We start from the raw sequence: 14525 nt of genomic DNA, 5'->3' as shown, positions 1-14525 counted from the left end.
ATGACTTTAGCTGATTCAGAAATTGAATACATTGAAGGAATCCTCGGTAGGAAAATGAACGAATTGGAAGAAGGAATGCTCGATGTAATGTTTTCAGAGCATTGTTCTTACAAAAGTAGTAGACCATTTTTAAGAGCTTTTCCAACAGAAGGAGAAAATATTATTTTGGGTCCTGGAGATGATGCAGGATTAGTATCAGTAACTGATAAGTATGCTCTTGCTGTAGGAATGGAATCTCACAACCACCCGTCAGCTATTGAACCTTATGGTGGAGCTGGAACTGGTATTGGTGGAATTTTAAGGGATATTATTTCAATGGGTGCCATGCCAATTGCACTTTTAGATTCATTAAGATTTGGATTAATGGAAGATGAAAAGTCCAGATATTTATTTGAACATGTAGTAAAGGGAATTTCTGATTATGGAAATCGTGTAGGAGTTCCAACTGTTGCAGGTGAAATAGAATTTGACGAATCTTTCAGAACAAATCCGTTAGTTAATGTAATGTGTGTGGGACTTGTTGAAAAAGAGAATATTGTCCGTGCTCAGGCACCTAATTTTGGAGATGTATTCCTTTTAATGGGTGGAACAACCGGTCGTGATGGAATTCATGGTGTAACTTTTGCATCTGAAGAGTTAACATCTGACTCTGAAACTGAAGACAGGCCTGCTGTTCAGGTAGCCGATCCGTTTACTAAAAAAAGAGTATTGGAAGCATCACTTGAAATATTGGAAAAAATTGATGTTAGTGGTGTTAAGGATTTAGGTGGTGGAGGTCTTACCTGCTGTATTTCTGAGCTTGTTGACGCATCAAATAATGCTGCATTTGTAGATTTAAGAGCAATTCCTTTAAGAGAAACTGGTATGACTCCATATGAAATTATGCTTTCCGAATCACAGGAAAGAATGGTTTTTGTTATTAATCCAAAAGATGTAGAGCTCGCTCAAAAAATCTGTGATAAGCATGAAATTGTTTCTGCTGTAATTGGAGAAGTCCGCGAAGGCAACAACATGATTATTTCAGATGATGGCGAAGAAATTGCAAACTTACCTACAATCTTATTGGCAGACCCCCCTTCAATTGACAGACCTTTAGAGGAAATTCCTGAAGATTTGGAACCTGTGGTAGTTGAACATCCTCCAATTAAGGAATCTTTACTTAAGTTACTGTCTTCACCTAATATCGCTTCTAAAAGCTGGGTTTACAAACAGTATGACCATGAGGTTCAAGTTAGAACTGTTGTAAAACCTGGTGATGATGCTGCAGTCTTAAGAATTGATGATGAAACAGCTATTGCACTTACAACCGATTCCAATACAATCCACACTAAATTATCTCCATTTGATGGAGCTGCAGGATGTGTTGCTGAAGCTATTCGTAATGTAGTTTCTATGGGTGCTACTCCTTATGCAGTTGTTGATTGTCTTAACTTCGGTAATCCGGAAAAACCGGACATATTATGGCAATTTAAAACAGCTATTGAAGGAATGAGTTTGGTAGCTGAAAAATTCGACGCTCCTGTAATCAGTGGAAATGTAAGTTTCTATAATGAAACTGAAGGAATTAAAATCAATCCTACTCCTGCAGTTGGAGTAATTGGAGTTGAAAATATTGAAAATATCCGAACTATGGACTTTAAAAATGAAGGAGATAAAATCTTATTAATTGGTCAGACTTATGATGAATTGACAGGTTCTGAGTATCACCGTACAATACATGATTTGGAAAAGGGTATTGCTCCAAGAATCAGAATTGATGATGAAGTTGCTAACGCTAAAACTATTTTAGGATTATTGGATGAAGATGCAGATAAAAATATCACTGCAATACATGATGTTTCAGCAGGAGGATTGGCTGTTGCACTTTCAGAAATGGTTATTTCTTCTGAAAAAGGGTGTGAAGTTGAATTAACTTCTGAAGAATTGGATGAAAATCAATTGCTTTATTCTGAAAGTCATGGCAGATATTTAGTGACTGTTAAGGCTGATGCATGTGATGATATTTTATCAAAAATTGATGTTCCAGTTAATGTTGTAGGGGAAGTTAAAGGTAATTCCTTGAAAATCAATGATAATGAATTTACAATTGATGAGTTAAATAATTCTTATTATGGTGTTATTGAAAAATATATGGCATAAATTGGCTGGTGTTTAGATGTTTTTATCAAAATTAGACTCTTTAAATGGTGCTTTAAAACTAATAGATGATAATCAAAAAGTCATGGATACAGAAGAAGTTCCATTGGCAGAAGCACATAAAAGGGTTTTGGCTGAGGAAATCATAGCATATCATAACTCACCTCCATTTGATAAATCTGCAATGGATGGTTTTGCACTTAAGGGTGAAAATACTTTTGGTGCATCACAGTCTGTGCCAAAAACATTAAAAATAGTTGATGCTATAGGTGCAGGAGACTTCTCAGAAAAAACAATAAATGATGGTGAAGCTATTGTAATTGCTACTGGTGCACCTATTCCTAAAGGAGCAGATGCAGTTTTAATGAAAGAGTATACTACGACAGATGGTGATGAGTTAACCATATATTCTCAAGTTACTCCTGGAGAAAATGTCTCTCCGAAAGCTGAAGATATTAAAAAAGGAGAAAAAATCTTATCTAAAAATACTTTTATCAGATATCAGGAAATGGGATTGATTGCTTCAGCAGGTTATGATAGAGTTAAAGTTTATAAAAAACCTCAAATTAAGTTAATTATCACAGGTAATGAATTGGTTGAACCTACAAAAGAAGAGATAGATAGTGCTAAAATTATTAATTCCAATAAATATGCTATCAAATCAATGATTGAAGATGCTGGAGCTATTGTTAGCATTTCCCATGCAGGTGATACTTTTGAAGAGGTTCGCCAAGAAGTTTTAAAAGCTAGTGAGGAATATGATATTATAATGACAACTGGTGGAACGGCCATTAGTAAAGGGGATGTTGTACTGGATGTTGTTGATGATTTGGGAGAAGTTTTATTCCATGGTGTTGCAATAAGGCCGGGTAAACCAATTGGTGCTGGAATAATTAATGATAAAATGATATTCACTTTTTCAGGCCAACCTGTTGCAGCCATGTCTCAATTTGATATTTTTGCAAGAAAATACTTATTCAAAATGCAAGGCAGAAATTTCGAATTCCATATTGTTCAAAGAGAAGCTAAATTGAAAATACCTTCTCAACTTGGAAGAACTGATTTTATCCGCGCATTTTCTGATGGCGAGTATGCAAGACATATCTTAAACAGAGGTTCCGGTATCATTCGCTCAATGGTAGAGGCAAACAGTTACATCATAATAGATGAAAATGATGAAGGATATCAAAAGGGCGATATAGTCGACGTTGTATTTTTTGATTCACTACTTTGGTAGTTAATACGGTGGTTTGATGAATGGAATTTATTATTATCTGATAGCTTTCTTTATAATCTGGGCTGTGGCTTTAATATTTAATAATAAATTATCTAATCATGGATTTGAAATAGATTTTCCAATAATAATGTGGAGAACAGAAAAACTTAGAGGATTAATTAAACGTATTTCTGATATATCACCAAGGTTTTGGAAATATTTCATGACCTTCGGTGTGGTTGTGTCTTTTATTGCAATGGTTGGCATGGCCTGGCTTTTGATATCGTCACTTGAAACCGTAACTACTACTCCATCAGTTTCTCTTGTAATACCTGGTGTTGAAATGCCCGGATCATCTATTTATGTTCCACTAGGTTATGGATTAATAGGATTGGCTACGGTACTAGTAGTTCATGAATTTTCCCATGGTATAATGGCTGTCAGTGAAAAAATAAGCATTAAATCTATTGGTTTATTATTATTTGCAATTATTCCCGGTGCATTTGTCGAACCTGATGAAGATGAGCTAAAATCATCCTCCCGATTATCTCAGCTTAGAGTTTATGCTGCAGGATCTGTTGCCAACATGTCACTTGCAGCTATTTCGTTGGTTATATTTTTAATTATTTCATCTTATGCCATTCCCGCTAACTTTTCAGAAAATGGAATTGAAATTAATCGTGTAGTTGGTGATTCACCTGCTAGCGAATATTTAAAAGAAGGAATGATTATACAGTCCATTGATAATCATACTATTAATGATTCAAGTAGTTATATGAATATTGTCGGGTCATTTAAGCCGGGTGATAATGTTACGGTTGGAACTGACCATGGTTCGTATACGCTGACCCTTGACAAAAATCCAAACAATGACTCCGTAGGTTACTTTGGAATTCAGGCAGCCAAACATTATGAGTTAAAAAATAATGCTTTCGGTCCTTTACCTTGGATTTATTTCAGTTTAGCTGAATTATTCCAATGGATGTTTATTTTAAACTTAGGAATCGGTACATTCAATTTACTTCCAATGAAACCTTTGGACGGAGGTAAAATGCTTGAAATACTGCTCAGCTATAAAGTTCCAGAGCGCATATACAAACCACTTGTAAATTCAATATCTGTTGTTATGGCATTGATTATTATTTTCAGTATTGTTGCTAGTTTCATATAGATTATGCAGTTTCAAAACTATTTTTTTATTTTTTATTTTTATTATTTTAATTTTATAATAAATTATTTTTATATTTTTTATAGTAAACTATTAAATAATTAATCAATATTTTAAGTAAATGCTATTCTGAAATTGTCTGAAAATTTCATTTTTAACTTTTTTCTTCATTGATGGTTTTGGTGAAAAAAATAAAGAAATTGAAAGAAAATTAATTCTTTCAACTAGAAGTATCTTTCTAATATGCCTTCTAAGATTTTGTAGTGACGACCTTCGTCTTTGGAACTTTCTCTGAAGAAATCAGCAGCGGTTTCGATTCCAGCTTCTTCGGCTTTTTCGGAAGCTTCTCTTTTTTCAGCGTTAGCCATTTTTTCTCCACCCATCATCCATTCAATGTTTTCTTTGAGGGTGTCTTTGATGATTCCGTTCATTTCACAGAATCTTGCTGCATGTTCAGCTTCTTCCCATGCTAATCTTTTGAATACTTCAGCTAATTCTCCATAGCCTTCTCTGGAAGCTTGTCTAGACATTGCTAAGTAAATACCGACTTCGTTAGTTTCTCCTTCAAAGTTTCCTGCAACAAATTTTTCTACAGGTGTTCCTTTAGTAATTCCGATTTCATGTTCGTATTTTACCATTTTATACATCTCCTTTTAACAATAATTATTTTTAATTTTAATATTTTAAATTATAATTCTTTACAGGCTTGAGCTAATTTTTTACCTAATTCGTAACTTGCATCATTTTCTTCATCATCTGGTACAAAGTAGATTTCTTGTGTGTCTACAATATCGAATCCACAGTTACCTAATTCTTCAGCGAGTTTTGCAGGAGATCCTCCTCTTCCACCCATTGAACCAAAGGTAACAGCTTTTCTTTCAATACCAGTTCTGTTGAATAAAAGACCTTTTAAGTAGTACATGATGTCTCCAATACTTGGGTATGGTACATCGTTAATGGTAGGGTCACCAATAGCTACTCCTTTACTGGTTAAAATACTTTTAACAATTTCTGACCTTTCATCTTCATGTAAGAAGAAGATTTCAACATCATATCCTTCAGACATTGCACCTTCAGCAATTTCATGAGCCATGGTTTGGGTTGAGTAGTGCATTGTGTCGTAAATAATAGTGATTTTGTCTTCACATACACCGGTTGCCCAGTTTTGGTATGCTCCGATAATTTGCATTGGGTCGGTCCAGATTTGACCGTGTGATGGTGCAATTACTTTAATTTGTTCAAGTAATCCTAATTCCACTACTTCATTTAATTTTTTAAGCACTAATTTTGAAAGTGGAGTAATTAAGTTTGCGTAGAATTTTTGAGCAGCATCCATTAATACATATTCAGGGATTTCGTCACTGAATCTTTGGGTGAAACATAAGTGTTGACCGAATGCGTCGTTAGGGAATAAAATTCCTGTATCATCAGCAAGCAATGTAAACATGCTGTCCGGCCAGTGGAGTAAAAATGCATCTAAGAATGCTAAGGTTCTTCCGCCAACATCTAAGGTGTCTCCAGTTCCAACAGTAATAAATTCAGCACCTTCTAAATTAGGGTAATGTTTTAAAAGACCTTTTACAGCAATTTCAGTACAGTAAATTGGTGCTTCAGGGAATCTTTTGTGTAAATCATATAAAACACCTGAATGGTCTTTTTCTACGTGGTTTTGGATGATGTAATCAACTTTTACATCTCTGCCTTCTTGAGCAAATGCATCGTCGATACGAGCCATCATTTCAGCAGTTTTTCCAGGGTATGCATTATCAATAATTGCTACTTTGTCTTCTCCAAATACAATGTAAGCATTGTATGTGGTACCGTCTAAGGTGTATCCGTGGTAGGTTCTTAAATCCCAGTCAAGAACACCAATCCAGTATACTCCTTCAGCTATTTTTTGAGCATTAGCTTTCATAATAATCTTCCTCAAAATATATTTTGTTTTAATCCATACGAATGACATATAGATTTAATATAACTTTGAATTTTAGAACTATATATAGATTATGATTTAAAGAACTGTGGGTTATAGTTTTTGAACAAATTAAAAAACTTTGTTGATTAAATCTTTTTTTTAACCCTCTTTTTTTTTAAATTTTTTGTTAGTTAATTATATTAACTTAAAAGTTTAACAATTAAATAAGAGGTGTAAATTAATGGGTGATGAAAAGCCAATCCAGATATTCTCAAATCCTGAAAAACATATTGGTGTTAATGTAGTTAAAAGTCCAGTAAAGCTTACAATTCTAGAAATGTTAAGAAGCAGTGAATTGGAATTTGATGAAATTGTTTCAAATACTGGAAAATCAAAATCTACCGTTTCAGTACACCTTAAAAGTTTAAGGGAAAAGGGTATTGTTTCATATAAGATTCATCCCGATGACAATAGAAAAAAAATTTTTTACATTAATTCTAAATATTTGGGCTCTGTTAATTTATCTGAACAAAGAGAACTTGAAGAAACCCAAAAAGAATATTTGGTTAATAATATAATTAATGATAATGGTGATTTCACAGTTTTGTTATTCCATACCTTAAGATCAATGCTTATTCAAGAAGGAATTAATATAGATCCTGTTTTGCAGGCTACTGGAAATAGAATAGGTAAATCTCTGTTTGATTCATTATATGATGAGGATTTAGAAATTTTTTTGACAAATATTGCTAAATTTTGGGAAGAAAAAGGTTTAGGCAGAGTGTCATTTGAAATTGGCGATATTATAAAAGTTACTTCTTTTGATTGTTTTGAATGTGAATTATTACCCAAAACAGGTAAACCTGCTTGTTTTTTAGATACTGGCATTTTTGAAGCTTTATTTTCTGAATACTTTAATTCACCAGTTAGTGTAATAGAAATACAATGTTATACTATGGGTGATGGTAAATGTGTTTTTGAGATTGAACCATTGAATTAATCATCTAATTTAATAATGGTTGTAGTTAAGTAGGGTTTATCTTTTGAAAAACCTTCCACAATCTCCTCATTTTCACGGGTACAATTTTGAACAGAATAAACATCGGTAGTGCGTTTATTATTTTCAATCTTCAACTCTAATTTACGCATATTTCTTGATGCTTTCATTAAAGCTATTGCATTACTATATTCCATCACGTTATCCAGTCTATCGTCAATCTTTGGAACAACGGATAAAATATCATTTTGCTCAACCAGTGCTTCATTACGGGCAGCAGCACAGGCTGTAAATGATGTGATTCCAGGAACAGTTTCGATTTCATAGGCTCCTTTTAATCTCTTTTGAACATATGAATAAGTACTAAAAATTGAAGGGTCTCCAAGAGTTATAAATGCGACATCACGGCCACTGTCAAGATATTGTGCAATTAACTCAGAAGCTGACGTCCAAACTTTTTCGAGTTCATCTTTGTTTTCTATCATTGGAAATATAGGTTCTACTAGCATTAATTTTTTATAATCTTTTCTTTTTTCTATTATTGGTTTTACTATTGAAAGTGCAATACTATCTTTTTCTTTTGAGGATTTTGGTGAAAAAACAACAGGAACAGTTTCTAGAATTCTAGCTGCTTTTAAAGTTAATAATTCTGTATCTCCAGGTCCAACACCAATTCCATATAATTTTCCTCTTTCGGTCATGTTATCACTTATAAATATTTCTCGTCAAATGCTCTTTGTTAATTTATTTATATTATACTATACTAATATATTTTTAATGTCAAATTCTATGTTCTGTCCAAATTGTGGTATGCTTAAAAGCAATTGTATTTGTAGTCATAAGAAGACTGAGGAAAAGGAAAGTTCAACTAGTTTATTTAGCTTTACTAAGCCTAGAACATCTTCAGTTTTAGATGATGAGATTCCAGAAGTCTATTCTATTGAAGACCATAAGATGCAGGTTAATAGATTTTTCGAACTTAAGGATTTATATCCAAATATTGATGAAGAGATAATCGAAAATTTCCCTTTTTATGAACCGAGATTGGGCCAGTTTGAAATTATTAAGGACATTGATGATGCCATTAAACAGGGCTATAAATATATTATTCTGGAGGCCGGAACGGGAACAGGCAAATCTGCAATTGCTACTACCCTTGCTAAAATGTATGGTTCAGCTTATATTTTAACCATGACAAAACAGTTACAGTCACAGTATAATGAGGAATTTGAATTCCCTTTGGTTAAAGGAAGATCCAATTTTGCATGTTTGCATGACGGGCTTGATGTTACCTGTGATATGGGAGCCTGTAAAACCTCTCCCACTTCAAGTAATTTTTTCTGTCCAAACGGTGTTGCTAAAAATCCTACTTTGGATGCAGGACTAGCTTTTGAAGATTCCTTTGGTGGAGCAGTGTTTTATCAGTCTGATTCCCATTGCCATTATTGGCAGCAAAAAGCCAATGCAATCAACTCACCAATAACTTTAATGAATTATGATTATGCTATTGCTGAGTTAAATTACGTTAAGCATTTTGGAACACGTTCACTTATTATTTTAGACGAAGCACATAATATTGAATCTAAACTAATGAGTACAATGGAAGTTAATCTTTATAATCATCGTTTGGAAAAGGATATTAGCAAAGTCATTTCAAAGGAAACTCTTGAGGATGGTGAACTTGAAGACTGGATAATGGAAATTGCAGCTATTAGTGAGTCATATGAAGACATTGATATTAAAGACTTATCTAAAAATAAGGCTGAAAGAATTCGTTCTACAGTATCCAGGCTCAAAACACTCAAAAAAAATCTTGAAACCGAACCTAAAAATTGGGTAATTGACAGTGATGAAAACGGAGTCTCTTTTAAACCATTAAGAGTACATCACTATGCTAAGGACATGCTGCTTAAATATGGGGATGTTGTCATTTTCATGAGCGCTACAATTTTATCAAGCACTTTATTTTCAAAGTGGTTAGGATTATCTCCGGATGAAGTTTATCATATTAAAGTTGACAGTCCTTTCACTAAAGAAAAAAGGCCGATTATTTTAAATCTTGCCGGAAAGATGTCTAAAAATAGAATTGCTAAGACTGCACCTAAAACAATCCCTATCCTAAAGGAAATTCTTGAAAAACATAAGGATGAAAAGGGTTTGATTCATACTAACAGCTATAAGTGTCAGCATTTTATTAATAATAATTTAGTTAACTCCAGGTTAATTTCACACAATTCTGAAAATCGGGAAAGAATATTGAACTATTTTGAAAATGATGATAATCCGTTAGTACTGGTTTCTCCATCTATGAGTGAAGGTGTGGATTTACCTTATGATAAGTGTAGGTTCCAGATTATTTATAAAATTCCTTTCCCATATCTTGGAGACAAGCAAATTAATATGAGACGAAAAAATGATCAGAAATGGTATGCATATAAGACCGTCATGACCCTGATGCAAGCTTATGGTAGGGGTATGCGTGCTGAAGATGACTACTGTTACACTTATATTTTGGATTCTGATATTAACATGGTTTTAAAAAGTCCTCTTTATAGGTCATTAGTTCCGGACTTTTTTAAAGAGGCTTTGGTTAGGGTAAAAAATAGTAGCGGACCTGGAGGGATTTGAACCCCCGATTTCAGGATCCGAAGTCCTGTGTCATTCCAGACTAGACCACAGGCCCAAAAAATGTAAATTATTTATTCTTTATCTTCTTTTTCAATGTCATCAACATCAGCAAAAATCTCATCAATAGATTCGCCGTCAAGTTGAGCTTGCTCGTAATCTTTTTCTTCGATTTCTTCTTTTATAAGTCCTTTATTATCAGGAGCTTTTTCACGTGCAGGAGGTAAATCTTCAACATCAATTTCCTCTTCTGCTTCTTCGGATGGTTCTTCTTGGTTATTGATAGTTTTAGAAAATGAACTTTTTAGGTTGCTTTTAAGATCATCCATATCAAATTCCCCTATTTTGTAAGATTCTTTATCGAGAGGAATATCACTTTTTGGAATGGTAGTCTCTTTTTCCTCATCTTCATCTGATTCTTCTACACTGTTCATTGACTCAAGCATTGAATCAAATGGATTTTTTAAGTTAAATATTTTAAACACACCAGTAATTATTAATAATATTCCAATAATTATTAATATGACTACTAAAAAGTTGTTTTCACCAGAAACTACATTATCCACGATTCTTTCTGTTCCTGAACTAAAAACAATAACTGAAGCAATTAAGAATATTATTCCTAGAACTAAACTGAGGATTCCGAAAACAGGTTTTTCTCCTATTTTCATATTCACTACATTGTCGAAGTTTTCATTAATCTCATTTTCGAAATCTGTTGGTTTGTTGACAACTTGAGCTTTTTTATCTAATTTTTCATTGATATCGGTTTCAATAATGAAGTTTTCATCGATTTCTGCATCTTCATCATCTAGATTTATTGCAGCTGGAGAATCTTTTCCTGGATGATAAATGTATTCATCATCAATTTCATAATCTTCATCATTTTCATTTAAGAAGTTTATTAATTCCTCATCTTCTTCAATGTCATCATATTCGTCCATATTCATTTCATCTGATGGCTCTTCATCATTCATATGATCGAATATATTCTTTAAATTAGAAATTCTATTCTCCTTTTCATCAGAATCCTTCATATTATTTCCCCTTAATCATAATCTCTCCATTTATGCCCACATTTGGCACATTCAAAGAATCTTGTAGGTGCTTCATCTGCACTACGGGTTTGCTTAAGTTCATAATAAGCTTTTTTGTGGCCACATTCAGGACATACTTCATTTATTTGTGATCTCATATCTTCAGCTTCACCCATGTTAACAACACCCTGTTTACCTTTAACTTCTTGTGAAACTGAGTATTCATTGTTGTCTGAAGATAAATCTTTTGTATATCCACAACTGCATTTAAGTTTATTATCATTAGGAAGTAGCATTGCTCCACAATCCGGGCAAAATTCCATCATATCGACCTCTTATTTTTTTCTTTGTACTATTTTAAATATTATCATTTTAAATTATTTAAATATATACTTTTTTTATTTAAATTTGGCATTAAAACAGTCATTGATAATTTGTTCATGGTCAAAAGCAAGGCTAATTTTTTCTAAATCCTTTTTTGTAAAAATGTTTATATCTGATGCATCATCGTCAGCTTTCATTTCTTCCATATTTCCTTTGGCACTATATGCTATACTAACGGTATGGCCTCTTGGATCTCTTGAAGGGGCAGAATATACTCCAATAAGCTTATCTAATTTCACATTAATGCTGGTTTCCTCTAAAGCTTCTCTTATGGCTGCATGTTCTACACATTCGCCATAATCTACAAATCCGCCTGGTAAAGCCCAGTAACCCTTATATGGATTATTCTTACGTTTTATTAAAATAAAATTCTGATTTTCATCAAAAATAAAAATGTCTACTGTTAAACTGGGAGTTTTATAGTTTCCCATTTTATCACATAAAAAAAATAAGTTATTGAAGTTATAAGTTTTCTTCAATAAGTTGTTTAAATGATTCACTGTCAGATTTAAGTTGTTCAGCAGCTTTTTTCAATGCAGCTTTTGGGTCTGCACCAGTGGTTTTAATGGTCATTATTGGTTTTCCAGTAAGAGGGTGGTCAATGTTGTAAACTGCATATTCAACATCTTCATCTTGCATTAAAATATGTCTGAGTGCATTACATACACCATGACTTTCATCTTCAATTTCAAACTCTATTTCTGTTGGAGTTTGATTAAGAACTTTGATATTATTCATATTATCTACCTTATAATTCATTTACATAGTTTATTGAAACTTTACGTTTTTCTTTCTTATTGCATGTATTACATTGTACTTCGTTTTTCTTATTGGTGGTGTGCATATAATCTCTACAACGAGTACACATGGCTTTCAATACACCACAATCTTTATCTACAGTACTTAAATCAACGTTATCTCCAGTTATTTTAACTACTTTAGCTTGTACAATATCCCCTATTCTAAATGCATCACTTAATTTTTCCAAATAATCTTTTTTAGCTTGAGATATGTGTATTGCACCCATATAAGGCAATGCTAAAGGTCTAGGATTATCTTTAATACAGTCAATGTTAATATTTGCTCTTTGAGGTTTAAGGTCAGTTATTTGACCATATACAATATCTCCTTTTTTCAAAAGAGCAGGTTTACCAAATTTTGAATCAACTGAGATTACTCTCTTTTTTTGATTAATTTTAACGTTTCCTAGTACTGATGATTTAATTTCTCCATCGTCATCATAAGTACCTTCTCCAGGTACATATTGTTCTATTATGCCTAATTTTTCGCCAGGCATTACAATTTGTTCTTTATCTTCGCCCATATTAAATCACCAAATTAAGAAAAAATTTCATTAATATACTAATTTTATTAATATTAATATTTATATTTAAGTATACTATCTTCGTCTGAAAAGTATTTCGTCTAACTGGTAGTCGTCCCATTGCCTTTTGTCCAATACAATTTCCAGCTCTTGTGGAGTTATCAATGGTTTTTTATACATTTGGGAATCATCAATAGCTATTCTTGGACAAGCTGTTACAATAAATGCATCTAAATCAAAATAAGGTAATAAAACATCAGGGTTTACATTATCCAACATTATTATATACCCTTCCATCCCGCTGTCTTTAAGCAGCTTTTTTATTTCCTTTGCCAGTTCAAGTCTGTACTGACCTTCTTTTGAAGATACAACAATTCCCCATTTTTTTGCTTCGCGCGCTTTTGTAATTCTTGCAAAGCGAATTCTTAATATTCTGTCTGCATAGTCTGTCATTTCCCTCAGTTCATTGTTGTAGGGATCAAGGGCATAAACTGGAGATTTAGTAAATAGATAAATTCCTAATGGGTGGAAATTACCGCTTCCAATGAACAAATAAACATCAGCATCTAAATTTTTGATAGAAGAAAAGTTACATCCCAAAACCTGTCCCTTTCGAGTACTTTTGGATGAACCAAGAACAACTTCCTTACCATTATCCTCAAGAAAATCTTTCATTTCATTCAATAAATGCAGATGTTGTGTTGTTGTAACTAAAGCCACTCTATTGTAACCTTTTAAACTTTCAAGACATTTTTTCAAATCTTTTTTTACATCAACATTAGCAAAGGCTTCTATGAATAGGGTTGGAATCTCATATCTTATGGGGAGAGGAGTATGGCCAAAATGAATGATTAAATCAACGGAATCTTTCATTTTATAATCGCTTACATCACATGCTCCGAAACATGGGTCTCCTGATATAATAACATTAACATCACATTCCTCTTCAATTGAATGTGCAATGTTTATAGCCTGCATTTTAAGGCCTTCCGGAAATTGAAGGCCGACATTTTTCACATTTTTAGAATTAATTTTACGGATTACTTTATCTAAATCCATATTATATAATGACATTTTAATCTTCAATTGTTTTTTCAATAACTACTTTTCCGTCAATAACATCAAGTTTAATAATTGTCAATATATCGATTCCGGTTTCCTTTTCAACAAGTTTTTTACCTTCACCTTTTTCAATTATGGCTACAGCAGATTTTATGTCTAATTCCATATCTTTTAATGTATTTAAAAGAGCTATTAATGTTCCCCCAGTACTTACAACATCATCAATAAGCAGGATTCTTTCACCGGCATGCAAATCATTGATAAAAAGATTTGAAGATCCGTATCCGGTTTTTTGGTATACTTGTTTTTCACCTTCAAGTCCATATTCTCTTTTACGGATTACAACAAATGGTATGTCGGTTGCAAGGGATAAAGCTGTTGCTAAATGAATTCCCATAGCTTCTACTGCCACAATTTTATCAATGTCTAAATCTGCATGTTTATAAACAATTCTTGATAATTCACGTAAAATTTTCGGGTCCATTGCTGGGACCCCATCACTTATTGGATTAACGAAATAATTATATTCTCCTTTTTTCACAATAGGTGATTCTTCCAAAGATTTTTTCACTTCTTCTAACATAGTTTCACACAAAAATTTTAAAACATAATATAAATATAAATATATTCTAATAGATTAATAAATTTTATTTTAAAGTGA

General features: G+C 32.8%; 15 protein-coding genes and 1 tRNA gene. 5 read left to right on the top strand and 11 right to left on the bottom strand.

What is annotated here, in order from left to right; genetic code table 11:
* The 3 genes from purL to ACKI3Q_RS09270 all read left to right on the top strand — a co-directional run.
* On the top strand, positions 1-2139 hold a 2139-nt coding region (purL, locus tag ACKI3Q_RS09280), incomplete at its 5' end, for a phosphoribosylformylglycinamidine synthase subunit PurL (protein ID WP_407416310.1).
* A gap of 16 nt (positions 2140-2155) precedes the next feature.
* Positions 2156-3373, top strand: a complete 1218-nt coding sequence (gene glp, locus ACKI3Q_RS09275) for a gephyrin-like molybdotransferase Glp (protein ID WP_407416309.1) — start codon at positions 2156-2158, stop codon at positions 3371-3373.
* 16 nt (positions 3374-3389) lie between these two features.
* Positions 3390-4523: a site-2 protease family protein gene (locus ACKI3Q_RS09270; RefSeq protein WP_407416308.1), complete on the top strand. Its 1134-nt coding sequence runs from the start codon at positions 3390-3392 to the stop codon at positions 4521-4523.
* A 221-nt stretch (positions 4524-4744) separates the two neighbouring features.
* On the opposite strand, the gene ACKI3Q_RS09265 is transcribed toward ACKI3Q_RS09270, so the two are convergent.
* Entirely contained in the window at positions 4745-5158 is a 414-nt protein-coding gene (locus ACKI3Q_RS09265) for a ferritin-like domain-containing protein (RefSeq protein ID WP_407416307.1), read from the bottom strand.
* Between the two features lie 50 nt (positions 5159-5208).
* Positions 5209-6435, bottom strand: coding sequence for an FprA family A-type flavoprotein (locus ACKI3Q_RS09260; RefSeq protein WP_407416306.1), 1227 nt, complete (start codon positions 6433-6435; stop codon positions 5209-5211).
* Positions 6436-6676: 241 nt separating this feature from the next.
* Between ACKI3Q_RS09260 and ACKI3Q_RS09255 the strand changes: the two genes are divergently transcribed.
* The gene (locus tag ACKI3Q_RS09255) at positions 6677-7435 is read left to right on the top strand and encodes a V4R domain-containing protein (protein WP_407416305.1); all 759 of its coding nucleotides are present in this window, start codon (positions 6677-6679) and stop codon (positions 7433-7435) included.
* On the opposite strand, the gene cobI is transcribed toward ACKI3Q_RS09255, so the two are convergent.
* On the bottom strand, positions 7432-8133 hold the full coding sequence (cobI, locus tag ACKI3Q_RS09250) for a precorrin-2 C(20)-methyltransferase (protein ID WP_407416304.1): 702 nt from the start codon (positions 8131-8133) through the stop codon (positions 7432-7434). The two genes, ACKI3Q_RS09255 and cobI, sit on opposite strands and share 4 nt — an antisense overlap.
* Positions 8134-8209: 76 nt before the next feature.
* Between cobI and ACKI3Q_RS09245 the strand changes: the two genes are divergently transcribed.
* Positions 8210-10060, top strand: a complete 1851-nt coding sequence (locus ACKI3Q_RS09245) for a helicase C-terminal domain-containing protein (protein WP_407416303.1) — start codon at positions 8210-8212, stop codon at positions 10058-10060.
* Here the strand turns inward: ACKI3Q_RS09245 and ACKI3Q_RS09240 are convergent.
* The 8 genes from ACKI3Q_RS09240 to hpt all read right to left on the bottom strand — a co-directional run bounded on the left by ACKI3Q_RS09240 (position 10042) and on the right by hpt (position 14447).
* Positions 10042-10115, bottom strand: a tRNA-Arg gene (locus ACKI3Q_RS09240). The genes ACKI3Q_RS09245 and ACKI3Q_RS09240 overlap by 19 nt on opposite strands.
* A 16-nt stretch (positions 10116-10131) precedes the next feature.
* On the bottom strand, positions 10132-11094 hold the full coding sequence (locus tag ACKI3Q_RS09235) for a topoisomerase IV (protein WP_407416302.1): 963 nt from the start codon (positions 11092-11094) through the stop codon (positions 10132-10134).
* Between the two features lie 11 nt (positions 11095-11105).
* Positions 11106-11417, bottom strand: a complete 312-nt coding sequence (locus ACKI3Q_RS09230; RefSeq protein WP_407416311.1) for a transcription factor S — start codon at positions 11415-11417, stop codon at positions 11106-11108.
* A 75-nt stretch (positions 11418-11492) separates the two neighbouring features.
* Positions 11493-11909 (bottom strand): NUDIX domain-containing protein, encoded by a 417-nt coding sequence (locus ACKI3Q_RS09225; RefSeq protein ID WP_407416301.1) that lies wholly within the window; start codon positions 11907-11909, stop codon positions 11493-11495.
* A gap of 31 nt (positions 11910-11940) precedes the next feature.
* Positions 11941-12216 (bottom strand): DNA-directed RNA polymerase subunit L, encoded by a 276-nt coding sequence (locus ACKI3Q_RS09220; protein WP_407416300.1) that lies wholly within the window; start codon positions 12214-12216, stop codon positions 11941-11943.
* 10 nt (positions 12217-12226) lie between these two features.
* The gene (locus tag ACKI3Q_RS09215; protein WP_407416299.1) at positions 12227-12802 is read right to left on the bottom strand and encodes an exosome complex RNA-binding protein Csl4; all 576 of its coding nucleotides are present in this window, start codon (positions 12800-12802) and stop codon (positions 12227-12229) included.
* A 75-nt stretch (positions 12803-12877) separates the two neighbouring features.
* Positions 12878-13876: a diphthamide biosynthesis enzyme Dph2 gene (gene dph2, locus ACKI3Q_RS09210; RefSeq protein WP_407416298.1), complete on the bottom strand. Its 999-nt coding sequence runs from the start codon at positions 13874-13876 to the stop codon at positions 12878-12880.
* A 1-nt stretch (position 13877) separates the two neighbouring features.
* Positions 13878-14447 carry a hypoxanthine/guanine phosphoribosyltransferase gene (gene hpt, locus ACKI3Q_RS09205; RefSeq protein WP_407416297.1) on the bottom strand — a complete coding sequence of 190 codons (570 nt, stop codon included), beginning with the start codon at positions 14445-14447 and terminating at the stop codon, positions 13878-13880.
* Positions 14448-14525 lie beyond the last annotated feature (78 nt).

It is taken from the genome of Methanobrevibacter sp. (genome assembly GCF_045636185.1).
Taxonomy (GTDB): domain Archaea; phylum Methanobacteriota; class Methanobacteria; order Methanobacteriales; family Methanobacteriaceae; genus Methanocatella.
The sequence above is the reverse complement of the archived record's forward strand: the minus strand, read 5'-3'. Positions and strand labels throughout refer to the sequence as shown.